At 62.1% G+C, this 26,001-nt stretch carries 22 protein-coding genes, 4 tRNA genes and 2 pseudogenes; 22 read left to right on the top strand and 6 right to left on the bottom strand.

From position 1 onward, the window contains the following. Positions 1-92 precede the first annotated feature (92 nt). Complete coding sequence (locus AB0366_RS26655; protein ID WP_008713817.1) at positions 93-593, bottom strand: YajQ family cyclic di-GMP-binding protein; 501 nt, start codon at positions 591-593, stop codon at positions 93-95. Positions 594-768: 175 nt separating this feature from the next. Here AB0366_RS26655 and AB0366_RS26650 point away from each other — a divergent pair. The 11 genes from AB0366_RS26650 (at position 769) to rplA (ending at position 5,484) form a co-directional block, all read left to right on the top strand. Next, a tRNA-Tyr gene (locus tag AB0366_RS26650) sits at positions 769-851 on the top strand. A 149-nt stretch (positions 852-1,000) separates the two neighbouring features. Next, positions 1,001-1,073, top strand: a tRNA-Thr gene (locus AB0366_RS26645). 62 nt (positions 1,074-1,135) lie between these two features. After that, positions 1,136-1,208, top strand: a tRNA-Met gene (locus AB0366_RS26640). Positions 1,209-1,289: 81 nt separating this feature from the next. Continuing rightward, positions 1,290-1,457: a 50S ribosomal protein L33 gene (gene rpmG / locus AB0366_RS26635; RefSeq protein ID WP_027498281.1), complete on the top strand. Its 168-nt coding sequence runs from the start codon at positions 1,290-1,292 to the stop codon at positions 1,455-1,457. 140 nt (positions 1,458-1,597) lie between these two features. Then, positions 1,598-2,110, top strand: coding sequence for a (3R)-hydroxyacyl-ACP dehydratase subunit HadA (hadA, locus tag AB0366_RS26630; RefSeq protein WP_128646858.1), 513 nt, complete (start codon positions 1,598-1,600; stop codon positions 2,108-2,110). Next, the gene (gene hadB, locus AB0366_RS26625) at positions 2,097-2,522 is read left to right on the top strand and encodes a (3R)-hydroxyacyl-ACP dehydratase subunit HadB (RefSeq protein WP_366246585.1); all 426 of its coding nucleotides are present in this window, start codon (positions 2,097-2,099) and stop codon (positions 2,520-2,522) included. The genes hadA and hadB overlap by 14 nt, the downstream gene beginning before the upstream one ends. Positions 2,523-2,711: 189 nt before the next feature. Next, positions 2,712-2,784: transfer RNA gene (locus tag AB0366_RS26620), tRNA-Trp, on the top strand. Positions 2,785-2,814: 30 nt separating this feature from the next. Then, on the top strand, positions 2,815-3,291 hold the full coding sequence (secE, locus tag AB0366_RS26615) for a preprotein translocase subunit SecE (RefSeq protein ID WP_366246584.1): 477 nt from the start codon (positions 2,815-2,817) through the stop codon (positions 3,289-3,291). A 60-nt stretch (positions 3,292-3,351) separates the two neighbouring features. After that, positions 3,352-4,176 (top strand): transcription termination/antitermination protein NusG, encoded by an 825-nt coding sequence (gene nusG / locus AB0366_RS26610; RefSeq protein ID WP_027498277.1) that lies wholly within the window; start codon positions 3,352-3,354, stop codon positions 4,174-4,176. 64 nt (positions 4,177-4,240) lie between these two features. Next, positions 4,241-4,675 (top strand): 50S ribosomal protein L11, encoded by a 435-nt coding sequence (gene rplK / locus AB0366_RS26605; protein ID WP_008713829.1) that lies wholly within the window; start codon positions 4,241-4,243, stop codon positions 4,673-4,675. Between the two features lie 89 nt (positions 4,676-4,764). Next, on the top strand, positions 4,765-5,484 hold the full coding sequence (gene rplA / locus AB0366_RS26600; protein ID WP_027498276.1) for a 50S ribosomal protein L1: 720 nt from the start codon (positions 4,765-4,767) through the stop codon (positions 5,482-5,484). 70 nt (positions 5,485-5,554) lie between these two features. Here the strand turns inward: rplA and AB0366_RS26595 are convergent, their stop codons facing one another. Then, complete coding sequence (locus AB0366_RS26595) at positions 5,555-6,466, bottom strand: alpha/beta fold hydrolase (protein WP_032399437.1); 912 nt, start codon at positions 6,464-6,466, stop codon at positions 5,555-5,557. 10 nt (positions 6,467-6,476) lie between these two features. Then, complete coding sequence (locus AB0366_RS26590; RefSeq protein ID WP_032375587.1) at positions 6,477-8,423, bottom strand: CocE/NonD family hydrolase; 1,947 nt, start codon at positions 8,421-8,423, stop codon at positions 6,477-6,479. Positions 8,424-8,632: 209 nt separating this feature from the next. Between AB0366_RS26590 and AB0366_RS26585 the strand changes: the two are divergent. The 5 genes and pseudogenes from AB0366_RS26585 to AB0366_RS26565 all read left to right on the top strand — a co-directional run bounded on the left by AB0366_RS26585 (position 8,633) and on the right by AB0366_RS26565 (position 14,941). Continuing rightward, positions 8,633-10,279, top strand: a pseudogene (locus tag AB0366_RS26585) (Mu transposase C-terminal domain-containing protein). 4 nt (positions 10,280-10,283) lie between these two features. Continuing rightward, entirely contained in the window at positions 10,284-11,222 is a 939-nt protein-coding gene (locus AB0366_RS26580) for a TniB family NTP-binding protein (RefSeq protein ID WP_032399436.1), read from the top strand. A 24-nt stretch (positions 11,223-11,246) separates the two neighbouring features. Then, entirely contained in the window at positions 11,247-12,455 is a 1,209-nt protein-coding gene (locus AB0366_RS26575) for a TniQ family protein (RefSeq protein ID WP_306303498.1), read from the top strand. 207 nt (positions 12,456-12,662) lie between these two features. Further along, positions 12,663-13,829, top strand: coding sequence for a site-specific integrase (locus AB0366_RS26570; RefSeq protein WP_027498272.1), 1,167 nt, complete (start codon positions 12,663-12,665; stop codon positions 13,827-13,829). A 368-nt stretch (positions 13,830-14,197) separates the two neighbouring features. Continuing rightward, on the top strand, positions 14,198-14,941 hold the full coding sequence (locus AB0366_RS26565; RefSeq protein WP_228139277.1) for a recombinase: 744 nt from the start codon (positions 14,198-14,200) through the stop codon (positions 14,939-14,941). Between the two features lie 135 nt (positions 14,942-15,076). On the opposite strand, the gene AB0366_RS26560 is transcribed toward AB0366_RS26565, so the two are convergent. The 3 genes from AB0366_RS26560 to AB0366_RS26550 form a co-directional block, all read right to left on the bottom strand. Further along, complete coding sequence (locus AB0366_RS26560; protein ID WP_027498270.1) at positions 15,077-16,102, bottom strand: AraC family transcriptional regulator; 1,026 nt, start codon at positions 16,100-16,102, stop codon at positions 15,077-15,079. Positions 16,103-16,321: 219 nt separating this feature from the next. After that, a complete protein-coding gene (locus AB0366_RS26555) occupies positions 16,322-16,984 on the bottom strand; it encodes a TetR family transcriptional regulator (protein WP_045840684.1) in 663 nt (220 codons plus the stop codon). A gap of 1,113 nt (positions 16,985-18,097) precedes the next feature. Further along, positions 18,098-19,351 carry a helix-turn-helix domain-containing protein gene (locus AB0366_RS26550; protein ID WP_032375589.1) on the bottom strand — a complete coding sequence of 418 codons (1,254 nt, stop codon included), beginning with the start codon at positions 19,349-19,351 and terminating at the stop codon, positions 18,098-18,100. 430 nt (positions 19,352-19,781) lie between these two features. On the opposite strand from AB0366_RS26550, the gene AB0366_RS26545 reads away from it, so the two are divergent. The 6 genes and pseudogenes from AB0366_RS26545 to AB0366_RS26520 all read left to right on the top strand — a co-directional run. Beyond that, positions 19,782-21,533, top strand: coding sequence for a GMC family oxidoreductase (locus AB0366_RS26545; RefSeq protein WP_032375590.1), 1,752 nt, complete (start codon positions 19,782-19,784; stop codon positions 21,531-21,533). 225 nt (positions 21,534-21,758) lie between these two features. Beyond that, entirely contained in the window at positions 21,759-22,079 is a 321-nt protein-coding gene (locus AB0366_RS26540; RefSeq protein WP_027498266.1) for a 2Fe-2S iron-sulfur cluster-binding protein, read from the top strand. A gap of 24 nt (positions 22,080-22,103) precedes the next feature. Then, positions 22,104-23,492: a cytochrome P450 gene (locus AB0366_RS26535; RefSeq protein WP_027498265.1), complete on the top strand. Its 1,389-nt coding sequence runs from the start codon at positions 22,104-22,106 to the stop codon at positions 23,490-23,492. Continuing rightward, on the top strand, positions 23,489-24,697 hold the full coding sequence (locus tag AB0366_RS26530) for an FAD-dependent oxidoreductase (protein ID WP_027498264.1): 1,209 nt from the start codon (positions 23,489-23,491) through the stop codon (positions 24,695-24,697). The genes AB0366_RS26535 and AB0366_RS26530 overlap by 4 nt, the downstream gene beginning before the upstream one ends. Before the next feature lie 69 nt (positions 24,698-24,766). Next, complete coding sequence (locus tag AB0366_RS26525; RefSeq protein WP_027498263.1) at positions 24,767-25,507, top strand: transglutaminase family protein; 741 nt, start codon at positions 24,767-24,769, stop codon at positions 25,505-25,507. Between the two features lie 394 nt (positions 25,508-25,901). Then, positions 25,902-26,001: pseudogene (locus tag AB0366_RS26520) on the top strand (short-chain dehydrogenase); the annotation flags it as partial.

Raw genomic sequence — 26,001 nt, 5'->3', positions numbered from 1 at the left:
TCCCACATCTGTGGCTCTACCGGCCAGGACCCACTCCTGTCGGCAACCCACGCTTACATGCGGAGGGGCCCCAGCCAAGACCTCCATACCGTCTAGCGGTAGTTGACGAACTGCAGTGCGATCCCGAAGTCCTCGTTCTTGAGCAGCTGCTGGATGGCCTGCAGGTCGTCGCGCTTCTTGCTGCTCACTCGCAGTTCGTCGCCCTGGATCTGCGCCTTGACGCCCTTGGGGCCGTCGTCGCGGATCTTCTTGGAGATCTTCTTGGCGTTCTCGGTCGTGATGCCCTGCACGAGCTTGCCGGTGACCTTGTAGACCTTGCCGGACGCGGCCGGATCGTTGGTCTCGAAGGCCTTGAGGGAGACGTCCCGTCGGATCAGCTTCTCCTTGAACACGTCGAGGGCGGCCTTGACCTTCTCCTCGGATTCGGAGGTGATGACGATGGTTTCGGACTCGCCGCTGCCGGACCATTCGATGCTGGTGTCGGATCCACGGAAGTCGAAGCGGGTCGCCAGCTCCTTCGCGGCCTGTCCGACAGCGTTGTCCACTTCCTGTCGGTCGACTTTGCTCACTACGTCGAAGGACGAATCAGCCACTTCTCACACTCTCCAGTCGGATCGAAAATTTGATTTGGCGGTGGTGTCGGTCCACATCCCGCAGGGACTTTATCGGCCCGCTACCGACCGTATCCACCCGGTTTGCGTTCCGGGGGGACGTTCGTTGTATTCTTCTCACCGCGCCGAAGAGCAGTACGGGCTTCGATCGCATCACGGCAGATTGCCCGAGCGGCCAATGGGAGCGGACTGTAAATCCGTCGGCTTATGCCTACGTAGGTTCGAATCCTACATCTGCCACACCTGGAACCCCGGCGAGGATTTCTCTCGCTGGGGTTTCCATGTGAGAGGGACATGAACGGCTCGCTGACCACGCAATTTGGTAGTCGGCGCTCCGAATGTGTAACCTCTTGAAGGCTTCAGCGCACGGTTTGATGTGCTCTGATCCCGCCCCCTTAGCTCAGTCGGTAGAGCGTTTCCATGGTAAGGAAAAGGTCAACGGTTCGATTCCGTTAGGGGGCTCGCTGGATTGGATGGCTCGACGTCGCGTTCCCCACGTGGGATGGTGGACGATGAGCACCTGAGGCGGTGTAGCTCAGTTGGTAGAGCAAACGACTCATAATCGTTGCGTCGCCGGTTCAAGTCCGGTCACCGCTACACAGTAGGCAAGCACGACCCGTAGCACCCATGAACAGTCCTGATTGACCCTGATCAGATTTACCCGAAAGTAGGCGTCCAGTGGCCTCCTCCACCGATGTGCGGCCCAAGATCACCTTGGCCTGCGAGGTTTGCAAGCACCGCAACTACATCACGAAGAAGAACCGTCGGAACGATCCCGACCGCATCGAGCTGAAGAAGTTCTGCTCCAACTGCGGCACGCATCGGGCTCACCGCGAATCTCGCTAGTCCGCTCGGCTCGCTGGTTCGCAGTTCCGTTCACCAGTCGGCGCCCGGCGTTAGGACACACTTCTTCCCCTAACGGCTCTTGCGTCCAGGGTAGAAAAGGTTGTCTTTCCGTGTCACAAGCTCCGCACGACGTCCCGGCCATGGATGCATCCGCACACGCGGCGTCCATGGTCGGTTCTCATTTTCGCGTCGACGACTTCTACGAGGTCGGCCGCGAGAAGGTGCGTGAATATGCGCGTGCCGTCCAGGATTTTCATCCCGCGCATCACGACGAGGACGCTGCGAAGGGCCTCGGTTACGACGGTCTCCTCGCGCCCTTGACCTTCATTTCCCTGCTCGGAATCATGTCGCAGACCCGGATGTTGCAAGAGATCATCACGGGATACGACCCGAGTCAGATTCTGCAGACCGATCAGAGACTGGAATTTCATCGCCCGATCCAGGTGGGCGATCGAATCTTCTGCGACGTGTATCTCGAGTCGTTCCGGCAGATGAGCGGCAGCGACATCATGACCACCAAGAACATCATCACCGATCAGAACGGCGATCTCGTTCAAACGACCTGGACGACCATCGTGGCGCGTACCGGCGGGGAGATCGACGAGAACATCGCCCATGCGGTGAAGGAAGTGATCAGGCATGGCGCTTCGTAACTTCGACGACGTGTCGGTCGGCGAGGAGCTTCCCGAGCGCATCGTCGCACTCACCCGCGGCGACCTGGTGAACTACGCAGGCGTATCGGGCGATCCCAACCCGATCCACTGGAGCGACGAAGTCGTCGAGCTGGCCGGATTGGACGACGTCATCGCGCACGGCATGCTGACGATGGGTCTCGGGGCCGGTTTCGTCACCTCGTGGCTCGGCGACCCGGGTGCTGTCACCGAGTACAACGTGCGCTTCACCAGTGCGGTGCTCGTCCCGGCCGACTCCCCGGCGTCGGTGGAGTTCACCGGCAAGGTCAAGTCCGTGGACGCCGAGAAGCGGACCGCGACAGTCGCCATCGTCGCGAAGTCCGCAGGCAAGAAGATTTTCGGGCGAGCCACCGCAACGGTGCGCTTGGCCTGAGGATGGTCGATCCGGTCGAGCTCGTTCACGGCCGGGACGACGGGATTTATCTGTTCCGAAGGGTGTGCAGTACACTGAGATTTCTGGGGTAATTCGGCGCTCTGCGCTGCCCGCGTCCTCTTCCGGAGGTTGCGAGGGCAGTGTGTACGAGCCGGATGGACACCAGAGCGGCCGAGAAGTTTCGGCCGAAGGGGCGTAGCTCAATTGGTAGAGCAACGGTCTCCAAAACCGTAGGTTGCAGGTTCAAGTCCTGTCGCCCCTGCCCAAGGTGTCAGCAACTGAGAGGAACGACGTGAGCGAGGAGCGCGGTAAGCGCGACGGTCGATCGGAGGAGTTCGAGAACTCTTCGGCTTCAGACGACGTCGCACCTGGCTCCGAGGGCCGTCCTTCCGATGCTGACACCACTGCCGGTGAATCCGCTGCAGACGCCGTGGTGCCCACCGGCAAGCGATCGACCAGCAGGTCCCGCGGTAGCGCTTCGGGCGTGTCGATGTCCAAGGCTCCGGCCGCATCCACCGCGCCGGCGAAGGCCAAGACCGGTAGGACTCGTTCGGGCAAGGTCAAAGCCGACAAGCGGCCGAACGTGTTCCTGCGTCTGCTGCAGTTCTTCCGCGAGGTTGTTGCCGAACTGCGCAAGGTCATCTGGCCGAACAAGAAGCAGATGGTCACCTACACCACCGTCGTGCTCGTCTTCCTGACGTTCATGGTCGCGTACATCAGCGGTCTCGACGTGTTGTTCATCAAAGGCGTCGGCTGGCTGTTCGGCTGACCGAGACGGCCGACTTTTCGACGATCGAACCGAGCAGGAAACTAGAGAAAGGGTGCTGACGTGAGCACGCCGCACAACGACGCCACCGAAGTGGCCGCATTCGACGCCGATGTCGAGGCGACCAAGCAGGGCCTCGAAGCGGAGCAGGCCGCTCAGGACCGCGAGACCGACGAAGCAATCAAGGCCGACGTGGCCGCTGCCGCCGGGGACGACGTTGCCGCCGAAGGCGACGAGGCCGCTGACGCCGACGTCACGGCAGAGCCCGAGGATCCCGTCGCCGAGATGAAGGCGGCTCTGCGTCGCGCTCCCGGCGACTGGTACGTCATCCACTCGTACGCCGGATACGAGAACAAGGTCAAGGCCAACCTCGAGACCCGTGTGCAGAACCTCGACGTCGGCGACTACATCTTCCAGGTGGAAGTTCCCACCGAAGAGGTCACCGAGATCAAGAACGGCCAGCGCAAGCAGGTCAACCGCAAGGTTCTGCCCGGCTACATCCTGGTCCGCATGGAACTCAACGACGAGTCCTGGGGCGCAGTGCGCAACACCCCCGGCGTCACCGGATTCGTCGGTGCGACGTCGCGTCCGTCACCGTTGACCATCAACGAGGTCGTCAAGTTCCTCATGCCGCAGGAAGGCGCCAAGAAGGACGCGAAAGCGACCGCAGGCGCAAGCGACCAGAGCGGCGACACCACGTCGAAGCCGACCATCGAGGTCGACTTCGAGGTCGGCGAGTCGGTCACCGTCATGGACGGCCCGTTCGCGACTCTCCCCGCCAGCATCAGCGAGGTCAACGCAGAGCAGCAGAAGCTCAAGGTGTTGGTATCGATCTTCGGCCGTGAAACCCCGGTCGAGCTCGGCTTCACCCAGGTCTCCAAGATCTAGAAGCCGCGCGCACAGACTTGCAGTAGCAACCGCAAGAAACCCGAGCGAATACAAGGAAAAAGAAATGCCCCCGAAGAAGAAGAAGCTAGCCGGGATCATCAAGCTTCAGATCCAGGCCGGTGCCGCCAACCCGGCACCGCCCGTCGGCCCCGCATTGGGCCAGCACGGCGTCAACATCATGGAGTTCTGCAAGGCGTACAACGCCGCGACCGAGTCGCAGCGCGGCAACGTCGTGCCGGTCGAGATCTCGGTCTACGAAGACCGCACGTTCGACTTCAAGCTCAAGACTCCTCCCGCTGCCAAGCTGCTGCTCAAGGCTGCAGGCGTGGCAAAGGGCTCCGGCGAGCCGCACAAGACCAAGGTCGCCAAGGTGACCATGGATCAGGTGCGCGAGATCGCCAAGACCAAGCAGGAAGACCTCAACGCCAACGACATCGATCAGGCCGCGAAGATCATCGCCGGCACTGCTCGCTCGATGGGCATCACGGTCGAAGGCTGATTACCAGCTCTCTGCAGTAACCGAAGTACACGTGGGAGAGCCGGCCAGGCTCGTCAACCACACTGAACTCGAACGAAGGACAGCAAGACATGGCAAAGCGCAGCAAGGCCTACCTCGAGCAGGCCGCAAAGATCGACCAGGACAACCTCTACTCGCCTCTCGAAGCCGCCAAGTTGGCCAAGGAGACCGCGTCGAGCAAGTTCGACCCCACCGTCGAGGTTGCAGTGCGACTCGGCGTCGATCCCCGCAAGGCGGATCAGATGGTGCGCGGCACCGTCAACCTTCCCCACGGCACCGGCAAGACCGCTCGGGTTATTGTTTTCGCCGCTGGTGAGAAGGCTGCAGAGGCCGAGGCAGCAGGAGCCGACGTCGTCGGAGCAGAAGATCTGATCGAGCGCATCCAGGGCGGATTCCTGGACTTCGACGCCGCGATCGCCACCCCCGATCAGATGGCCAAGGTCGGCCGCATCGCCCGTGTCCTCGGACCGCGTGGCCTGATGCCGAACCCGAAGACGGGCACGGTCACCAACGATGTGACCAAGGCCGTCAACGACATCAAGGGCGGCAAGATCAACTTCCGCGTCGACAAGCAGGCCAACCTGCACTTCGTCATCGGTAAGGCCTCGTTCGACGAGACCAAGCTGGTGGAGAACTACGGCGCTGCGCTGGACGAGATCCTGCGTGCGAAGCCGTCGTCGGCCAAGGGTCGTTACGTCAAGAAGGTCACCGTCTCGACCACCACCGGACCCGGCGTCCAGGTCGATCCGAACCGCACGCGCAACCTCCTCGAGGACGACGCGAACGCGTAATTTCGTAACTGCGAACGAAGGCCGGTCTCCCCAGGGAGGCCGGCCTTCGTCGTAGGGTCTTGCCGAGGATCTAGGCCGCGTTCGCGCGAGCGAAGTTGGCCAGGACGATGCCGCTGATGCGGTCGAGCAACGCGGCGGGTAGGTCGTGGGCCATGCCGTCGATCAGCGTCAGCTCGGCACCGGGAACGGCGCGGGCGATGGCCTTGCCGCACGAGGGTCGGACCAGTCTGTCGGCGGTCCCGTGAATGACGGTGGTCGGCGCGGTGATCTTCTTCGCGTACGGCCGCAGGCTGCCGGTGCCGGTGATCGCAGCCATCTGCCGCACGACGCCCGAGGGGTTGTAGTTCCGCTCGTACATCACCTGCGCAATCTCCAGTTGTTCCTCGAGCGGAGTGCGGAAGCCGGGAGAGCCGATGGTGGACAACGTCTTTGCCGAATGCGCGATGATTTCCTCTTTCGTGGCGTCCTTCCCGACGCCACCGAGCAGGGGCAGCAGGGCGCGTGGGTCCGGCGGAGGTAGGAACGGCTCGTTGGTGCTCGAGAAGAGAATGCCCACCGATTCGGTTCGTTCGGGGTAACTACCGGCGAAGACTTGAGTGATCATGCCGCCCATCGATGCACCGACGACGTGCACGGTGTCGACCCCGAGGTGATCGAGTACTCCTACGGCGTCGGCGGCCATGTCGACGATCGTGTAGGGCACGTCGGAAGACATCCCGAGCTCGTGTCGGATCATCCGGAGGATCTGGGATCCCCGCACCTTCTGCCCGGTCATCTTCGTGGACAATCCGATGTCGCGGTTGTCGATGCGGATCACTCGGTATCCCGCATCGACGAGGCGGGTACAGAAATCCATGGGCCACAACGTCAATTGCGCGGACAGGCCCATGATCAGCAGGACCGCAGGGTCATCGACCGAACCCATGTCCTCGTACGCGATCTCGACGGAGTTCGCCGGCGCGATGCCTTGTTCGATTCTCATGGTGTCGTTCCTACCAGCCCGGCTCACCGAGTATGGGCACCACCAGGTAGCTCGGGCTTTCCGGGTCGATGCTGATGTCCTGTTTGCGTAGTCGAGTGCGCAGTAGGTCCGGCAAGATCGGGATGAACCGTGGTGTGTCGGTGGCGAATACGTCGACCCGGAGTCGGTGGCCAGTGGCGATGACGGCCTCGGTGGTGAGAATGTCGATATCGAGAACGATGGGTTCGCCGATGGGTACCGGAAGCAGCGCCGCTTCGGTGAGCGGGTGGTAGGGCCGGGTGTAGTCGCCGTTCGGCGCGAACAAGGAACGTTCGTCGTCCACGGCTCGACGCGAGGCCAGAAGAGCGCCGTTGCTGAGCACCGTCGAGGTTCCGTCGGGAGCGACGTCGCAGATCATGATGGCCCACAACGCTTCCCGTGCGTGGCAGATCACCCGAAGATGCAGATTCATCGGACCGGACAGGACGGCGTCCGACTCGGCAGCATCGGTGGTGAAGGTGACTGCGGCGCCCTCGGCGAATCGGTTGTCGTAGGTGAATCCACCACCGAACACGGCCGTCACCCCGGCCAGCACCTGCGTGGTGTCACGCGAGACGACGGCCCGCAACGAGGGCCGCACCGTCAGGACGTCGCGGGCTGTGGCAGGTTCGGTGGTGAGGCTGCCGTCGGCGACGGCATGGGCCGCGGTGCCCGAGGACGCTGCCGACAGGTACAGCCTTCGTGGCTGGGCCCGAGGTGCCGGAAAGCGGCCGTGCGCAGTCCAATTCCCGCCCTGTTGCCGCAGTGTGACGGGACCGTAGTTCTCTATTCCGTTGTCGACGTCGCGCAGCCACTTGTCGAACCAGGCCCGCTCGAGTACGTCGAGGCGCGGTGGAAATCCTGGTTCGCCGAATCCGATACCGGGGTTGCCGTGGTAGCCGTCGCCGACGAGCAACTGCTTCGATCCACGTTCGAGGGGGAGCCGGTTGTAGATGTCGGGAGCGGATCCGCCGAAGATGTCGTGCCAGCACCCGTACAGAAAGGTCGGTACCGCGATGTCCTCGATGACGGCGTCGATGGTGTCGTAGTACTCGTTGTCGTAGATTCGCGGATCTCGGCCTGTGACAAAGCCTTTGGCCAGATCGAGCAAATTGGTGGCGGGGGATCGCACGCGATCGCGGAGCCAGGTGAACGTATCGACTCCGCCGACGGCCGGTGCCCACTTCAACCCGTTGACGGCGGCGAGCCACAGCGGGATGAACGCCGATGTCGCGCCTCCGGTCGCGAAGATTTCGCGGACGATGTCCACCGAGCCCTCGACGGCGAAGATGGCGTCGAGCCCGGCGGGTTGCTTGGCCGCGGCCTGCAGCGAATTGATCGCGGAATACGAAATTCCGGCCATTCCCACCCTGCCGTTGCACCAGTACTGGCGTCGGGCCCACTCGATCACCTCGAGCGAATCGAGTTGTTCCCTGGGTCCCAGCACATCCCAGGTGCCCGAGGAACTACCGGTGCCGCGGACGTCGACGATCATCTGTACGTACCCACTGCGCACGAGGTGACGGTTCACCGAGAAAAGGTCCGCCGCCCCGCCTGCCACCACACGGGTGATTTCGGTGATGCCGTCGAATGCCGTTCCGGTGAGATCGAAGGCGGCCGAGAAGGCTCTGACAGCACGGCCGAGAACCGGCGTTTCGAGGATCGTGTCGATCCCCTTGATGAGCAGTTTGTTGTAGGGCGTGAGATTGAGGACGGTGGGAAAACTGCCCTCCACCGCGTGACCCGCTGCGTCCGCGGGGCGGATGACGTACGCGCGCAGCGCCGTGCCGTCGCTCATCGGGATACGAACGTTCGCCGAGACGGAGACCCTCGGAAAGCGCGGTTGTTCGCGCACGATTTCCGCCCACGCCGCTGCTGCGTCGCCGCCGCTGGGATCGCGTACGGGTTGCAGGAGGGGGTGGGGCTGCACGGCAGTCATGAACGTCGACTAGACCGTCGAACGACCCTGTTTGTCCCGAGGTGTCAACTTCAGAAGACGGCTGCACTCTTTGCAGGCGTTTCGAGGGTGAGTGCACGTGTCTTCTGACATTCTGATGTCAGAAGTGCGGTGCACGGTCGCACGTTCGGCTCTCGGTGACAGGGAGGCTTGTGGTGGACCCCGACAAGCTCGACGTCGTGGAGACCGGTGTGCTGACAGCGTCGGGGGAGCGGTGGTCCCAGGCCGAGGCCCGTTTCGCTGTCCTGGCTCCCTTGCTGGAGATGCATTCGGTGCGTTCGGAAGCGGTCGACGATGCCGCGCAACGGTTGGGATTGTCCAGGCGGCAGGTCTACACGTTGGTCGGCAGGCTCAGGAACGGGACGGGGACAGTCACCGATCTTCTGACGAAGGTCTCGTCGGGAGGGCGTGGCCGCAGCCGAGTAGCGGCTGAGGTCGAGGAAGTGATCGGCGATCATCTCACCCGCTATTTTCTTCACCGCCAGAAGCTGAGTGTCGCTGCGCTGCACCGACGTATAGCACTGGCGTGTCATCGCGCGGGTTTGCCGGTGCCGGCCAGAAATACCGTCACTGCGCGTATCGCCGCGCTCCCTCCGGCATCGGTGGCCAGGTCAGGCGGAGGACCCGATGCCGCCCGCCCACGTCAGTCCGCCGGCGACGTTCCACCGACGGTTTCGGGGATTCTCGATCAGGTCCAGATCGACCACACCGTCGTCGATCTGATGGTCGTTGATGAGTAAGAGCGGTAACCGATCGGCCGCCCCTACCTGACGATCGCCGTTGATGTCTTCAGCCGTTCCGTACTCGGGTTCGTCGTCACTCTGGAGCCGCCGTCGTCGATATCGGTCGGGTTGTGCCTGGGCCGCGTGTGCTGCGGGAAGCAGACGTGGCTGGAGGCATGCGAGCTGGCGGAGCAGGTGCAGTGGCCGATGGCGGGGAAGCCGAAGCAGTTGTATCTCGACAACGCCTCCGAGTTCAAAAGCGAAGCGCTGCGCCGCGGATGCGCCCAGCACGCCATCACCCTCGAGTACCGTCCTCCGGGCCGACCGCACTACGGCGGGATCGTCGAACGCATCATCGGAACGGCGATGACGGCGGTGCACGAGCTGCCTGGGACCACCTTCTCGAACCCAGCGGACCGAGGAAGTTACGACTCGGACAAGCACGCGGCGTTGACATTGCGTGAGTTGGAGCGTTGGCTGGTCCTGGCTATAGCCTCGTATCACGCGAGCGTTCACGCAGGGATCGGGAACACTCCGGCCGCCGTGTGGGCCGGTGGGGTCGCCGCAGTTGGTCATGCCCCTCGTGTGGTGCTCGGCGAAACCGCGTTCTTGGTGGACTTTCTTCCCGTCATCCGGCGACGTCTGACGCGCACGGGCTTCGTTCTCGATCACGTGCACTACTTCTCGAACGCGCTCAAACCGTGGGTTGCGCGGCGAGAGGATTTGGGGCGGTTCGTGATACGACGTGACCCACGCGATTTGAGCAGAATCTGGGTCCTCGAACCAGACGGTGCCGGCTATGTCGAGGTGCCGTACCGGACGATGTCACATCCCGCGGTGACACTGTGGGAGCACAGAGCTGCTATCGCCCGTCTCCGCGAACAAGGTCGGTCGAACGTCGATGAGAGCGCACTGTTTTCGATGATCGAGCAGATGCGCGAGGTCACCGACCGCTCGCAGAAAGCCACCCGCAAAGCCCGGCGCAACCGTGCCCGCCGCACGCATCTCACCGGCGCCGCCGCGTGTGCACCGATCCCGGCGATCCACCCGCCGGTGGAGCCTCGAGCGGACGGCGGCACCGCAACGCCGGTCTTCAGCGACATCGAGGAATGGTGACGCGATGACCTCATCGACAGGAAGCAGCGACGAACCCACCGAGTCGTCCAGCGAGGATTTGGGGCACCTTCGGGAGTCGGTTCGACCGCTCACCGCACTCGACGACGCGGACCGGATCCGGTCGATCCGGTCGGAGAGGTGGATCGGGCATCCGCAGGCCCGTACGGTCATCGACCATCTGGAGTCGTTGCTGTCGTGGCCGGACCGACAGCGTATGCCGAACTTACTGTTGCTCGGTCCGACGAACAACGGCAAGTCGATGATCATCGAAAAGTTCCGGCGCACTCATCCGCCGATCAGCTTGTCCGACCGCGAGCAGACACCGGTGTTGTGCATGCAGATGCCCCCGGACCCGTCACCCGGCCGGTTCTACCTCGCACTGCTCACAGCGTTGGGAACACCGACCAGGCCCCGCAATCGGGTCCACGAACTCGAACAGCAAGCATTGATGCTGCTCCGCGCCACCGGCGTACGGATGTTGATCATCGACGAGCTCCACAATGTTCTCGCCGGCCGCGACAACGTCCGCCGCGAATTCTTGAACGTGCTGCGGTTCCTGGGCAACGAACTACGCATTCCTCTTGTCGCTGTCGGAACCCGCGACGCCTACCTCGCCATCCGAACCGATCCCCAGCTGGAGAACCGATTCCACCCCATGACTTTGCCTGTCTGGACCAACACTGCCGACACCAGATCACTGCTGGCCAGCTTCACCACGAGCTTCCCCCTCCGCAAACCCTCGCACCTGACATCACCGGAGATGACCGACTACCTCCTCACTCGCTCCGAGGGCACCATCGGTGAACTGACAACGCTGCTCACTGCCGCCGCAGTGACCGCCGTCGACAGCGGAGAGGAAGCGATCACCTCATCGGTGCTCACACGCACTCCGTACGTCGGTCCCACGGAGCGACGCCGCCAGTTCGAGCGCCACCTCGCGTGAACGCGCGGCTCGCTGCGATGCCCGATGATGCGTACGTTCGCCCGTGGCCGCTGCACCCGCCGCCACTGCCAGGGGAGGTCCTCTCGTCCTGGTTGGCCCGGATATGCGAGCTGTATCCGCACATCAAGCCTTCTGACCCTGCTAGCAGACCTCGATATCGATTGTGCTGTCGAGGATCTCGACCGCTACACACCGGAGCCGATACTTATCGAGCTGGCCGGTCGCGGCGCAGTCCCGGTAGAGAGGGTGCGGATGATGACGTTGGCGGGGTGGACACCGTGGTTGCTCGACAGCACCGACCCCGCCGACTGCGACTTCGACACCTACGTCCACCAATTCTCGATCCTGCTACCGGCCGACCTCGCGAGGCAGGATCGACGACGTCGCACACCCACGAGCGAGGCATGGTTGCCGTGGGCGAGCACTCCGCGCAGTCGGGCATGCCCGGCATGTATCGACAGCCTCGAATCCACTGCTGATATCAACATGACTCTGCTGCATCAATATCCGGTGCTGAGCAGCTGCCTCGACCACCGTTGTCGACTCGAACCCTGCTCTGCTTTCCCTGGTCATGCGATCTTCTGGGATCAGGTCCGGTTCGGTTCGGACGAACGGGTCTCGCCCGTTCCGGTTCCCTCAGCGGTCACGGACCTCGATCGGCGCAGTACCGAGGCTCTGACGACGGGATGGGTGGAGCTCGGCCCGGGCCGGGTACATGCCGCTGTGTGGTTCCGGCTTCTGCGCACCGTCGTCGACGAAGTGTCCTCGCCGCTGGTTCGCACCGGACGGTGGGCGACGAGGCTCGTTGCGATCTGGAGGGCCGCCGGTCGTTCTCGCCCGTTGCGGACAGCGTGGGTTCCGTTCGAGGACCTGCACTGGGACGAGCAGGCGAAAGTTCTCGAGGCTGCAGCGATCGGCATTGCGATGGTCGAGAGCGGTGAGATCGATGCCGGCGGTGCGCACGCATCTCTGCTGCGCCCACGACCCTACGAGCCGGTCGATCCCGGGACAGCTCCGACGCGCTCGTCTTATCCCGCACCCGAGGGCGATCTGTGGGCTGACGCGCACGCTGCGGCCGAGGCCGCCATCGCGGCGGCGCGCGTCGATCCTGCATCCGCCAGTTCGTTGTACAACTTCCTGCGCTGGGGGTGGTGCCGCACCGCGGCGGAGCTGGATGAGACGGTGCAACTGTTCCTCGACCACGGGATCCCGCTGCGCCATCCGCCGACGTAGTTCTCGCCCGATGGAGGGGGGTCGTCCGCGATGCACGCGCGGCGACAGCCGAGAAGCGCCGTTTTCGCGGCGGGGTCATAGTCACCAACGTTATTTGTGCGGTGACCGACGAGAATTTTCCTTCCCGCACCGTAGACCCGCAAACCGCCAGCTGAGCGTGGTTTCGAATCCAGAAATGTGTCGGAGCTGCCCGATACAGTCCACCCCATGACAGAACGCCAGCCAGCAGCCGGCTCGAACGCTGTCCCAGCTGTCGTGTCGGGTGGCGCTGCGGTGTTTCCGGACCTGACACCCGAGGTTGCCGCTCGGATCGAGCGGTCGATGGCTGCATCGCGGTCCGCCGGTACCCGCCGGGCTTACAGCTCGGCGTGGCGACGCTTCGAAACCTGGTGCATCGTCCTCGGGCACCAGGCTTTGCCGGCGCATCCCGCAACGGTGGCGGCGTACCTCGTCGGCGCCGCCGACACGCTCACCGTCGACGGGACGCGGGCGTATGCGCCGTCGACGTTCGACAAATGGATCGCGGCGGTCGCGGACCGCCACCGCGCTACTGGACACGACAACCCGTGCGGGCACGAGATGGTCCGCGCCACCCTCTCGGGTATCCGGCGGGATTACGCGTCTGCGGGGGAGCGGCCCCGCAGACCCCGTGCCCCGCTCCTCACCGCTGACATCACTACGATCGTCGACCACGCCCGACGCACTGCAGCGGGCTGGGCGTCGGAGGTCCTCGAACGCCGCGACACCGCGCTACTGCTGATGGGCTACACCGGCGCATTCCGCCGCAGCGAACTCGTAGCGCTCGAATGCCGCGATGTCCACCGCGACCGCCTCGATGGTGCGCATGTACGTATCCGGAAGTCGAAGACCGACCAGGACGGCACCGGAACCGTGAAAGCACTCCCGTTCACCGCCCGCCACGAGTCATGCCCGGTCTGCGCGTGGGTGCGATGGCTGCAGATCGTCGCAGCGTTCGACACCGGCGGCAGAGTTGCCGTCATCCGAATACTCTCCCGCGCAGTGGAATTCGACTCCCATATTTGTCGCGGCACCCTTCCTGTGGTCGAGAAACGGTCCCCTCTGTTTCGGTCCGTCCGCAAGAACGGCAACCTCTCCGACACAGCCCTGTCCGGAGCCGCGGTGCACGCGGCGATCCGCCGCCGCGCTACTCGAGCTGGATACGACCCCGTCACCGTCGCTCAGCTCGGCGGGCATTCCCTCCGTTCCGGCTTCGTCATGCAAGCCTTCCGCAACGGAGCTGACGCGCACGCCATCATGCGCCAAACCGGGCACACCACACCCGCAATGGTCGAAACATACGCTCACGAGAATGCGCCACTGATCGGCAACGCCGTCACCGAGCTCGGCTTATGACCAGGCACCCGACCGAGCCAGTGACCGGCGACGGGACGACCGGGGCAGATGCTGACCACGACGACCGCCCTTGTCCGATACGACCAGCGGACATCACGAACACGTCGATACCGAGGCGGGATCGGCACACGTGGTCACTGTTCGAGGACTGGTGCACCGCCCATGGCGAACCCTCACTGGCGGCCTCTCCGGAGTCGCTTGCTCGGTTTCTTCACGCGCACCCCGCCGCGCCGACGACCCAACGCCGTCGGATCGCGGTGATCGACATCGCTCATCATCGGCATCTATTACCTCCTCCGGGGTGTGCTGAGATCGTTCGGGCTGCGCTGGACGTGGCGCGTACGTCGCGCCTGCAAGAGGTGGCAGCCGTGATCGGCGGAATCATCGCGCGGCTTCCCGAATACGGTTGGCCGTCAGCGTTGTTCGCACGCAGAGACGTACTGATCCTCACGCTCGCTACGACAGGTCTGCCGTACACGCAGATCGCGGCCCTGCGGGCATGCGATGTCACCGCCGATGCCTGTCTCGACGCCCTTCGCGTCGAGGCAGGCCGCGGCGTCCGCACTGTCACTTCCCTCGCGCTGGCGGGGACGGGCATTTCTCCGCGCACGGTGTACCAGCGCTGGTGTGAGGTACTCGGCCATCGGACCCGGTATCCGAGCACCCGAATGCTCGCCGACGCTCTCGATGCCGTGGACGGCACCGGGCTCGGCGGATACGACCGGTATTTCGACCCGGCCGGGAAACAGCCGCTGTCGATTCCTATCGACCGGTGGGGCCACACCCCGTTGGCTGCGACCCCGCTGACCGCCCGTGCGGTCGCGGGCATCGTGCGAATGCACCTGGACGGACGGGCACCCACCCACCTGCAGCCCACTGCGCGGTCACAACATCCGGAGCAGATCGCGGCACCGGATCCAGTACCGCGGGTCCTGCTCGACCCCGGCTACTACGAACGCGGAACGCTTGCGCGTAGACACGCCCACGGTCTTCTCGACGGCGTGGACTCCGTCCTCGCCGATGTCGAAACCCGCGCGGACAGCCTGTTGGAAGCACTCGTCGACTTTCTCGAATCGGAGACCGCACGCGTACCGGCCGACACCGTCGAGTGACAAGTGGTTCGTACTCGGGTCTGCACACACTCTTCTTCTCACGGCAGGGAGGCGGTGACGTCTCCGAAATCTCCGAGACGAAGATCGACCAGGCCGCGAACGAACGATGCATCGATCTGACCCCGTCTGTGTGGTCTACGTCGAATCCGGGTCGTCCGAGAGTCGTGGGTTTCGGAAATCTCTCGGAGAGCGCCCGGTCCAGCGTTTGAAGGCATGAGAGAAGTTGGCGAGGTCGCTGTATCCGAGTTCAGAAGCGATCTCGCTGACCGAAACCGAGCGATCGAGGAGCCGTAGCATCGCGCGTTCGTACAGCAGCGATTGGCGCACCTTTCTGTAGGTGGTTCCTTCTTCGGCAAGCCGCCGTTTCAACGTGCTGCTGGACATCGACAATGCTTGTGCAACATCATGGTTGGTTCGCTGTCCGAGGTCCTTTTCCAACAGTTGCCTCACCTTCTCGGCGGATGACATGGACCCACTCCGATGGGCGAGTGTCCGCTGCAGATCAGCGATAGCGAGACGATATGCGAGAGGGTCCGAGAACCGACAAGCCTTGTTTAGTGTGTCCTCGGGTACGTGGACGAAGGAAATCGGAGCGTCGAAGAACCGGCGATTCGCCGGACCTTTGTCGTGGCTCACCTCGGTCGGCTCCGGCCAGCTCAGATGGAGTGTCACCGGCGATATGTCACCGGCGAGCATGTCCAGCAGTCGTAACAACGCCGACCCGCCGTAGGTGATGACCAAGCAGTCCAGTGCGGAATCGCCTGTGTGCGCAGTGAGCCCGACGATCAGACCGTAGTCGCCAGTGTGGAACTGCGATTTCAACGCCGTGGAGATCAATGGCAGGTATGTCAGGAGATCGACGATCTCGGCGACCGAACCAGCGCTGATCAAAGGTGAACTCAGGGGCCCGAACGATGTCAACTGGGCCTGCTCGGCAAACGCAAATCCGAGTCGAGTGGCCTGGGCGATATCGAGTTCGGGATAGACCTCCCGAAACCACCGTATCGGCGCCTGGACGTCATGCTGAATGAGCGTCGCTTCACTGGTTCCTTCGCGGTGCATGATCGCGCGAAGGCGCGCGGCGGCGTCAGGGTCGAGTGCGCGGCGTTCGAGCAGCTGCACGAACGCAAGCGGTGGCACGCCCTCATCGCTCAGCTTCACGGTGATTCCTTTGACCCGAATTCACAAGTTTATGACTCCACCGAACATAGCCGTCACCCGCGTTTGCGACGACACTTTCGTCAATCACGCCGGAAAACGAGGTGGTGGCAAGCTGGACGGATTCTTGTCCGGAAGTTCGTTTGTCTTGAGAATGGGAATATTGCGTGACACCGACGCTAGCGGCGCTACACCGACGCTAGCGGCGCTACACCGCTGTCGCTACGGTCGACCGAATCGAGTCGTCTTGCTCAACTCTGGATTGGCTTGAAAATCTTGGAACCCCTCGATGTACGGAGCGAGTAGGTCTGCGATATCGGTGGCGGTCTGGGCTGCGTCAGTCGGGGGCCGTGAGACATACGCCAAGGCCATCTGAACGATGGACGTGCTCAGGATATCGGCTTGGCGTTTCGGGGCTTGCACCCAGCATCGCTGAAATGTGGCAGAGAGGTGATCTGCGGCTCGCTCGACAAGCTGGGTGCTGTGAACAGTAATGAGCCGCAGGAGGTCTGCGGATGCGTCTTCTTCTCGTAGCGATCTGACCAATGGGTCACGTTCGGAGACGGCGAAAAACGCAGCCAAACCTCGGCCGAGCGCCAATCTGATATCACCAACGCAAGTGTAGAGTCCATCGTCCACCACACTGACCAGCTGATCGGTCAGTCGTATCGCGTAGCTCTCCGCCACACCGCGCCGGGACCCGAACTCGTTATAGATGGTCTGTCGAGACAAACCGGCTTCCTTCGCGACCTCGGACATGGTCACGGACTTCCAGCTCTGCCGCAGCAGGAGAGCGCTCAATGCGTCTAACGCGGTCGCACGAAGGAGAGTGCTTGCCGCTGTCCGGTAGCCACCATCAGGGCGCGCAGTGTGGACGGAACTCATGAATAGAAGTCTAGGCGCGTTCGGACATTGGTGGTGGGGGATGATGTCGCTGTCGCCAGCGCGTCGATGCTGCCAGAGATGCGACCAGTGGCGTTATCGGCGGGCGAACGAACCAGGCGCAGCGGTGAGCCGAACACCTACGAAGAACTCATCTGTTCTTTCGGTAGGTTTCCCGAGCGGCGTACAGCGAACGCAGAGCATGCAACTCGGCACAACTGCCGGCGTGTGGCGTCAGAAAAGCTCTCCATTGCAGAGGTCGGCTACGCACACCCCTCGTCTGCGTAGCTCGACCTACATCTGGCTGGTTTTCACGTCGCGAATATTTCGGCGTTCGATCAGACTCGCGCACCCATGGTAAGTCAACGAAATCCACGCGGGTGCCAACATGAACAGTAGGAGCGGTGTCAATGTGAAGAATACAAAATCCAGCACGATACCTCGATTTCCACTGCATTCATGGAGGCCTGAAGAAGCCGTCGTCGTGGTGTCGATCGTACTGGATCGGCACCGTTCTGTGATATGTCCAAGTTGGCCAAAGTCGCAAGGAGTCCTTGTTCTTTATGCACAACTCATCCTTCCCTCTTTGACACATGAGGAATGGCTATCGTACAACTAGGTCGTATCGAGTTCGCTCCCGTACTTAAAGGAATCAACCTTGAATCGAGCATTGGACCGTCTCGCAGTTCGTGGTCGGGTGCTGGTCACACCCTGCCAGGGGGAGCCCGAACTGTGGGACTACGAATCCGATCCACCCTACGAGACGGTTGCTCAGCGAGCTGCGCGTCATAAAACTGCAGCGGACTCTTGCATGAAATGTCATATACTGACCGACTGCGAGCAGTATCTTGCTACTGATCCTTCGCCAGTCGGAGTGTGGGCCGGTCGAATCTTGGAGACGTCCGAAGGATCTGTCGAATCAAATGCGGCGAACATTGCGACAAGTGAAGGAATCGAGGGCAAAGAAATGGATATCAATGACCGAATCAAGTCGCTTTCACCGAATGCGGCATTCGATATTCTGATAGCAACAATCGTGAATCAGCATGGCAATGGAGTCTGACGAACGTGGCGCTGGAAACCTGGAAGGTTTGAGCCGGGTCGCAGCCACCCTGCTCAAACCGTCAACCGTGCGTCTACTGAGCCGAGCGGTATGGGTAATTTGAGTACTGTGCTGGGTGTCCACCACGCGGCATCCAGCGCAATCCTGAGGTTCATGAGGATGCTGGCATCGTCCAGCTTGCAACCGCACTCTTTCGCTGCTTGTCGGATGCGGTATTTGACCGTGTTGCGATGGATCGTCATGTCGTGAGCGGTCGCGGTAACGCTACAGTTGTTTGCCAGGTAGACTCGCAAGGTCTCGCGGAGCCAGCGGTTCCGCGCACTGTCCAGAAGCAAGCCTCCGAGTGAGTCTTCCGCTAGATCCCTTAGGCTTTCCGGATCTTCGAGCAGAAGAGTGATGGCTGCAACTTCCTCGAAAGTTACCACCGGACTGATATCGACCTTGCCGTCCGAAACCACGCGGGCCGCGCGCTCTGCCTGCCTGGCTGTCTTCCGAAAACCATTTTCACCACTCTGCACGGTTCCAATTGCTGCTCGAATTCGGCCGTACTTCTGAAGAACGTCTGTAACGCTTTCAAGGCAAATCCTTCCGGCGTGAATTATCGGAAACCAAACCAGGGATCGGGCATCGCCTTTACTGTTGACTTGCGGTCGACCGATCGTACCGAGTCTGACGTTAACGGTATCTACGAGCTGGTGCCAGGACTTGCTCGGGAATGGTTCCCGGTCATTCGTCCAAAACTCAATGGCAATATGGTTTCCTGTGAGATTGTAATATGAATCGATTTTGTATGCGTCCAAAGGATCTGTGCATGATGGCGACATTGCGCGTTCGAGTTCCGTGTTTACAGAACTATTTTCTTCACGTATCTTCGATTTCTCCGCTTCGTATTCTGAACATGCGTCCTGACACACGCGGTCTATGAAGACGGCAGACCTGCTGACCAGATGCGCAAGTTGATTCGCGGCCAACGTGTGCGTAGCTCGCGAGAGCGAGAACAGGACATGCTCAAGAAATCTCGATTGGCCCAGGTGATAAGCGCGGGCGAGCGCCGTCAGCGGGACATGCGTGTGTGCGAGAACGCGAGCATGGCACAGGGCGGCATGCGGAGCTCGCAAGTTGTCGTGCTCAGTCCTGTCGGCCAGGAAGTCGATAGCCGCATTGATGTTGGCTTTCACGCTGGTGTGTAGAAGTCCGGTTGCGTCTGCATTGCCGTTCATTTCATGGATTGATGCACTTATGAATGAAGAGATATTCTCGGTCAACTCTGCCTTCCTGTCCTCCATCTCGTCCACAAGTGTTTCCATCAAATGAGTCGATACCATTTTAGTGTCATACCTACCCTGGTAGTTCAATTCTGGAGCGGCACGCCATTTCGGTGACGATCGCTGCGGATCTAGCTTGTCGATCTCGGGGCTTGCCCCGCCGCCTGTGCACCTCGGCTTCTCGTCAGAGCCCTCCTTGCTGGCTTCTGACGCACCGGCTCCTTTCGGTTCGGCTCGCCGGTGACGGAAGCGTCAGCGGCTTGTGGTTGATGAGCTGCATCACTAGTATCTGTACACGCAGGCTGCATCTGTCAATTAATTGGACAAAAAGCCATCGTCTGTATAGTAGTGTGCCTGTGTAGGCAGGCGGTCGGCTTTGGTCTCACCGTCGAGGGGGCGCACTCTTGCGCTGGGGTCCAGGCCCCTGGGGCGAGGAGCAGTTATCCGGTTTGAAGAACCAGAAGGAGACGCCATGGCGACGCCACCGAGCAGTTCAATCGATTACGACGTTCTGATCGTCGGTTCGGGCTTCGGCGGAAGTGTCACCGCGCTGAGGCTGGTGGAGAAGGGGTACCGCGTTGGGATCCTGGAAGCCGGGCAACGCTTCGAGGACAAGGACTTCGCGAAGAACAGTTGGGATCTCAAGCGTTTCCTGTGGGCACCGAAACTCGGTCTGTACGGCATCCAGCGCGTACACCTGCTGCGCGATTGCCTCATCCTCGCCGGTGCCGGAGTGGGCGGTGGATCGCTGAACTACGCGAACACCCTCTACAAGCCGCAGACACCGTTCTTCGAGGACAAGCAGTGGGCGCACATCACCGACTGGAGCAGTGAGCTCTCGCCGTTCTACGACCAGGCCACCCGCATGCTGGGCGTGGTGCGCAATCCGCACATGACCCCTGCCGACGAGGTGATGAAGTCGGTCGCCGAGGACATGGGCGTCGCCGACACTTTCATTCAGACACCGGTGGGCGTGTTTTTCGGTGACGAGCCCGGCAAGACCGTCCCGGACCCGTACTTCGGCGGCGCAGGCCCCGAGCGCACCGGTTGCATCGAATGTGGTGAGTGCATGACCGGTTGCCGCCACGGAGCCAAGAACACCCTGCTCAAGAACTACCTCGGTCTCGCCGAGCGCGCAGGAGCCGAGATCGTGCCGATGACGACGGTGTCCGGCCTGCGCCCCCGATCCGACGGCACCTGGGATGTCGACACCGAGCGCACCGGCGCTCGGCTCCGCAAGGGCAAGAAGACGTACAGCGCGGCAAATGTCGTTCTGGCAGCCGGTACCTGGGGCACCCAGAATCTGCTGCACAAGATGAAAGACACGGGCGCTCTGCCCAAGCTGTCGGACACACTCGGCGAACTGACGCGTACCAACTCCGAGTCGATCGTCGGAGCGACCAAATACGAGGTGGACCCGTCGATGAATCTCACGCGTGGCGTTGCCATCACGTCCTCGTTCCACCCCAGTCCCAACACCCACATCGAGCCGTGCCGCTACGGCAAGGGTTCGAACGCGATGGGCATGCTGCAGGCCCTGATGACCGACGGCGGAGGAAAGATTCCGCGTTGGCTCAAATTCGTGTTTGCGATGATCGCGCATCCGATTCAGTTCGTCCGCGTCGTCAATGTCCGGCACTGGAGCGAGCGCACCATCATCGCGCTGGTGATGCAGAACCTGGACAACTCGATCACCACGTTCACCAAGCGTGGGCCGTTCGGCCGCACGATCTCCAGCAGGCAGGGCCACGGGGAGCCGAATCCGACGTGGATCCCCGAAGGCAACGACGCCACCCGGCGGATCGCCAAGAAGATCGGCGGCCTCGCGGCCGGTACCTGGGGAGAGCTGTTCAACATTCCGCTCACCGCCCACTTCCTCGGCGGCTGCGCCATCGCCTCGGATTCGGCGCACGGCGTCATCGATCCGTACCACCGCGTCCACGGCTACCCGACGCTGAGCGTGGTGGACGGGGCGGCCGTGTCGGCAAACCTCGGGGTCAATCCGTCGCTGACCATCAGTGCGCAGGCCGAGCGGTCCGCCGCACTGTGGCCGAACAAGGGCGAGCTGGATCTTCGTCCGGCACAGGGGCTTCCGTATCAGCGGCTCGATCCCATCGCCCCCAACTCGCCCGTTGTTCCGGTGGACGCTCCGGGTGGACTGAGATTGCCTATCGTCGAGATCCGAAATGGCCATCTGGTCGCCGGTGAGACGGCTTCGCGGTGAAAGAAGTACTTGGTGAGCGCGCATTTCGAAACAGGAGCCCATCCGCTCGATGCCTTCGTGCGGAGCGCAGAGTTGTCGCACTCCACATCTGGAGTGGACTCAGGTCGGATCTCTGGGGCGAACCGTCTGACCCGAATTCACAAGTTTTTGACTCTACGTAACATGGCCGCCATTCACGTTTGCGGCGACACTGTTATCAATCGCGAAGAAAATTGAGGAGTTGACATGGCAGTTGTAACTTTCGTCGCCCACGATGGTGGGAAGCACGAGGCGGGCTTGGTCGAAGGTCGATCGTTGATGCAGATTGCAACCGACAATGCTGTGCCGGGGATCGATGGAGACTGTGGGGGCGAAACGGCCTGTGGCACCTGCCATGTGATCGTCGACCCGCAGTGGTCAGGAGAGGTGGGTCTGTCCGGTGCCAACGAGGAGGAGATGCTGGCTATGAACCCCGAGCGTGAACCCACGTCTCGGTTGTCGTGCCAGATGGTGGCCTCGGAAGCGTGGGATGGCCTGATCGTTCGAACACCTGAATTCCAATTGTGATGTGTGAAAGGCAGGCACGACAGCATGAAAGTTTCTGAGTCGATCACCGACAAGGTCCAGTCGACCATCCCTATAGGGCTGCAGATCCAGGGCGCTCATCTGTACGACAAGACCCGACGGTGGGTGACTGGCACGAATGGCAAGAAGATCTTCGTCGAAAGTCCCATTCCACCGGTCGAGGATGTCGAGCTCGCCGACATCGACCTCAGTAACCCCTTTCTTTACAGACAAGGGCGGTGGCAGTCGTACTTCGAGCGCGTGCGGAACGAGGCACCGGTTCATTACCAACCCAACAGTCCGTTCGGCCCGTTCTGGTCGGTCACGCGCCATGCCGATATCGTGGCCGTCGACAAGAACCACGCTGTGTTCTCGGCCGAACCGTTCATCGTCATCGGCGTCCCGCCCCGGTTTCTCGATATCGAGATGTTCATCGCGATGGACCCGCCACGCCACGACAAGCAGCGCGCTGCCGTCCAGGGGGTTGTCGCACCGAAGAACCTCCGGGAGATGGAGGGACTGATCCGATCGCGGGTACGGGAGGTATTGGACGACCTCCCCCTGAACGAGCCGTTCGACTGGGTGCAGAATGTCTCGATCGAGTTGACAGCTCGGATGCTCGCAACTCTTCTGGATTTCCCCTACGAACAACGCCGCAAACTCGTCTACTGGTCCGATTTGGCAACCTCGATGGAGCAAGCCAACGGTGGGCCCTCGGACAACGACGAGGTGTTCGAGGGCATGCGTGACATGGCCCGTGGCCTCAGCGCTCTCTGGCATGACAAAGCAGCCAGGAGGTCTGCAGGGGAAGAGTCCGGTTTCGATCTGATCACCATGTTGCAGAGCAACGAGGACACCAAGGATCTGATCGATCGTCCGATGGAATTTCTGGGCAACCTCGTCCTGCTGATCGTCGGTGGGAACGACACGACGCGTAACTCGATGAGCGGTGGCGTTCTTGCGTTGAACCAATTCCCCGACCAGTTCGAGAAATTGAAGGCCAATCCCGATTTGATCCCCAACATGAACTCGGAAATCATCCGATGGCAAACACCCTTGGCGTACATGCGCCGAATTGCCAAAGCCGACACCGTTCTGAACGGACAATTCATCCGCAAGGGTGACAAATTGGTGATGTGGTATGCCTCGGGTAACCGCGACGAACGCGTTTTCGAGAATCCTGATGATTTCATCATCGATCGTGCCAATGCGCGCAATCACATCGCGTTCGGATTCGGTGTACACCGGTGTATGGGCAATCGGCTGGCCGAAATGCAGCTGCGGATTCTGTGGGAGGAGTTGCTTCCCCGCTTCGAGAACATCGAGGTCGTCGGCGACCCCGAGTATGTTCAGTCGAATTTCGTGCGGGGCATCAGCAAGATGATGGTGCGCCTGACGCCTACTTCCAGCGCATGACATCGCAACGGGCGATCATCGTCGGCGCAAGCCATGCTGGGGCACAACTGGCAGCTAGTTTGCGCCAAGAAGGTTGGGCAGGCGAGATCGTCCTCATCGGTAACGAGTCTGCCGCTCCCTATCAACGCCCCCCGCTGTCGAAGGCATACCTGGCGGGCAAATGCGTACTCGACGATATCGCCATTCGCAGCACGGACTTCTACTCCAAGCAAGGTATTCAGCTCCTGAACGCGCAGGTGGAGGCCATCGTTCGGTCGGAAGGCAACGTCGTTCTCGACACCGGGGAGAAGCTGGCCTACGACAAGCTCGCGCTGTGCACGGGAGCCCGCCCTCGTCGGCTCACCGTTCCCGGGGCCGATCTCCACGGGGTCTACTACCTGCGCACCGCAGCGGACGTCGAGAGGATCCGTATGGCCACCGGCCCTGGCCGGCGGGTGGTGATCGTCGGAGGCGGCTACATCGGACTCGAGACAGCGGCATCGCTGCGCGCACTGGGCGTACAGGTCACAGTCCTCGAGGCAACTGGGCGTGTGCTCGAGCGGGTCACTGCTCCCGAGGTATCGACGTTCTTCGAGCGGATACATCGCGAGCAGGGAGTCGACATCAGAACGAACGCGATGGTCGAAGGCCTGTCCGGTGACCGTGAGGTTCGTGAAGTCAGTTTGGCCAGCGGGGAATCGATCCCCGCAGATCTGGTCATCGTCGGTGTCGGCGTCGAGCCGAACACCGACCTCGCCGCCGATGCGGGTCTTGTCATCGACAACGGCATCGTGATCGACGATCACACTCGGACCAACGACCCCGACATCATGGCGGCGGGGGACTGCGCGAGCCACGACATGGCCCGTTACGGCCGTCGACTACGGTTGGAGTCCGTCTCGAGCGCAGGAGAGCAGGCCAAAGTCGCGGCCTCGACCGCCTGCGGGAAGTCCAGAAAAATCGAAGCGTTGCCGTGGTTCTGGTCAGATCAGTATCATTTCAAGCTGCAGATCGCCGGCCTCAACACTGGATACGACGAAGTGGTTCTCAGTGGTGACCCCAGCCGCGACAGTGATTTCAGTTGCTTCTATCTCCAGGCCGGTGAGCTCATTGCCGCCGACTGCATAGGTCGCCCGCGCGAGTTCATGTACAGCAAACGGGTGATCGCCCAGCGACTCCCCGTCCAACGCGAAGACCTGATGCTCGGCGGACTCGCGCGCAACTGACCGATCCTTCGGTCGTTGTGCACACAACAGCAACCGGTTTGCTCAGAATAGGGAACATCAGCGATGACCATGACAGACCGCCCGCCCGGGGCACATACTACGCAGACACCACACGCGTACCTGGGAGCAACGGACTTCCTCGACATCGAGCACGAATCCGTGCGGGCGTTCACCGCCGCGGCAATCGGGGATGCGAGCAGCGACCGTGACAAGGCCAGACGCCTCTTTGCCGCCGTCCGCGACCGGATCTGGTACGACCCGTACACCGTGTCGGACGATCCGGCCCACTATCGGGCGAGCTTCGTCCTCGAGACTGGGCGCGCTTACTGCGTCCCGAAGGCGGTGCTGTTGACCGCAGTGTGCCGGGCGGCGGGTATCCCGGCACTGCTCGGCTTCGCCGACGTCCGAAATCACCTGCAGACCGAGACGTTGCGCGCGCTGATGGGCGGCACCGATCTGTTCGTCTACCACGGCTACAGTCGCCTCTACATCGAGGGCCGGTGGTTGAAGGCCACGCCGGCATTCAATGTCGAGTTGTGCGCTCGTTTCGGCGTGCCGCCAGTGGAATTCGACGGCGATCGCGATGCTCTCATGCATGCCTTCACCGCAGACGGAGCTCAGCACATGGAGTATGTCCGCGAGCGAGGAGTCTTCGACGACCTACCCTTGAACGCGATCTTGACGGTGCTTCGGCACGCCTACGGCCCCACGATCTTCACGGGCGCTCACCCACTCGATGATGTTTTCACCGGCCGCACCCGGCCGGACGAAACTCCCGGGGATCGAAACTCGCCGCGGGAGTCTCGATGAACACAAGCGGTGAGAACATACGCGCCGAACCCCGTATCGCGGCCGACTGCCGATCGGTCGGAGCTCTCTCCGCGAACAATCGCGATCGTGAACACTCGGACCGCCTCGGACACCTTCGAATCGGGTGAGCCGATACCTGCTGGCAGAGCTGTGCCACATGACTGTCTCGTCGCCGCGGCCGTGGTAAGGCCGACACCGGAAGTTGCACCGAACAGACGAGACCCGTTCTGCCGCTGGGGTTGCGGCTGCGGGCGATGAACGACCGATCCGAACGCCTCCCCGGGCACGAGACGACGCGCGATACCCATATCCCTCTCCCGTGTGCGCAGCCGCTACCGCGAGAGCGGGCCGACAGGCGTCTACCGACGTCTCTCATCTATGCAAGGAGCGCAGCATGACGAACAACGCACCTCACACCCCCGCCAGGACCGTGGCGATCACAGGTGGAGCTCGCGGCATCGGCTATCAGACAGCGAAGGAGTTGATTCGACGAG

This window comes from Rhodococcus sp. NPDC076796 (assembly GCF_040702765.1).
In the GTDB taxonomy this organism is placed as follows: domain Bacteria; phylum Actinomycetota; class Actinomycetes; order Mycobacteriales; family Mycobacteriaceae; genus Rhodococcoides.
Note: the sequence above shows the minus strand (reverse complement) of the source record. Positions and strands in the feature narration are given on the sequence as shown.

Bases quoted from the DNA above. Each gene is read 5' to 3' on its own strand.
- hadA (WP_128646858.1), top strand. From the start codon at position 1,598: ATGGATGCATCCGCACACGCGGCGTCCATGGTCGGTTCTCATTTTCGC.
- hadB (WP_366246585.1), top strand. From the start codon at position 2,097: ATGGCGCTTCGTAACTTCGACGACGTGTCGGTCGGCGAGGAGCTTCCC.
- rplK (WP_008713829.1), top strand. From the start codon at position 4,241: ATGCCCCCGAAGAAGAAGAAGCTAGCCGGGATCATCAAGCTTCAGATC.
- rplA (WP_027498276.1), top strand. From the start codon at position 4,765: ATGGCAAAGCGCAGCAAGGCCTACCTCGAGCAGGCCGCAAAGATCGAC.
- AB0366_RS26595 (WP_032399437.1), bottom strand. From the start codon at position 6,466: ATGAGAATCGAACAAGGCATCGCGCCGGCGAACTCCGTCGAGATCGCG.
- AB0366_RS26590 (WP_032375587.1), bottom strand. From the start codon at position 8,423: ATGACTGCCGTGCAGCCCCACCCCCTCCTGCAACCCGTACGCGATCCC.
- AB0366_RS26580 (WP_032399436.1), top strand. From the start codon at position 10,284: ATGACCTCATCGACAGGAAGCAGCGACGAACCCACCGAGTCGTCCAGC.
- AB0366_RS26575 (WP_306303498.1), top strand. From the start codon at position 11,247: ATGATGCGTACGTTCGCCCGTGGCCGCTGCACCCGCCGCCACTGCCAG.
- AB0366_RS26570 (WP_027498272.1), top strand. From the start codon at position 12,663: ATGACAGAACGCCAGCCAGCAGCCGGCTCGAACGCTGTCCCAGCTGTC.
- AB0366_RS26555 (WP_045840684.1), bottom strand. From the start codon at position 16,984: ATGAGTTCCGTCCACACTGCGCGCCCTGATGGTGGCTACCGGACAGCG.
- AB0366_RS26550 (WP_032375589.1), bottom strand. From the start codon at position 19,351: ATGGAAACACTTGTGGACGAGATGGAGGACAGGAAGGCAGAGTTGACC.
- AB0366_RS26545 (WP_032375590.1), top strand. From the start codon at position 19,782: ATGGCGACGCCACCGAGCAGTTCAATCGATTACGACGTTCTGATCGTC.
- AB0366_RS26540 (WP_027498266.1), top strand. From the start codon at position 21,759: ATGGCAGTTGTAACTTTCGTCGCCCACGATGGTGGGAAGCACGAGGCG.
- AB0366_RS26535 (WP_027498265.1), top strand. From the start codon at position 22,104: ATGAAAGTTTCTGAGTCGATCACCGACAAGGTCCAGTCGACCATCCCT.
- AB0366_RS26530 (WP_027498264.1), top strand. From the start codon at position 23,489: ATGACATCGCAACGGGCGATCATCGTCGGCGCAAGCCATGCTGGGGCA.
- AB0366_RS26525 (WP_027498263.1), top strand. From the start codon at position 24,767: ATGACAGACCGCCCGCCCGGGGCACATACTACGCAGACACCACACGCG.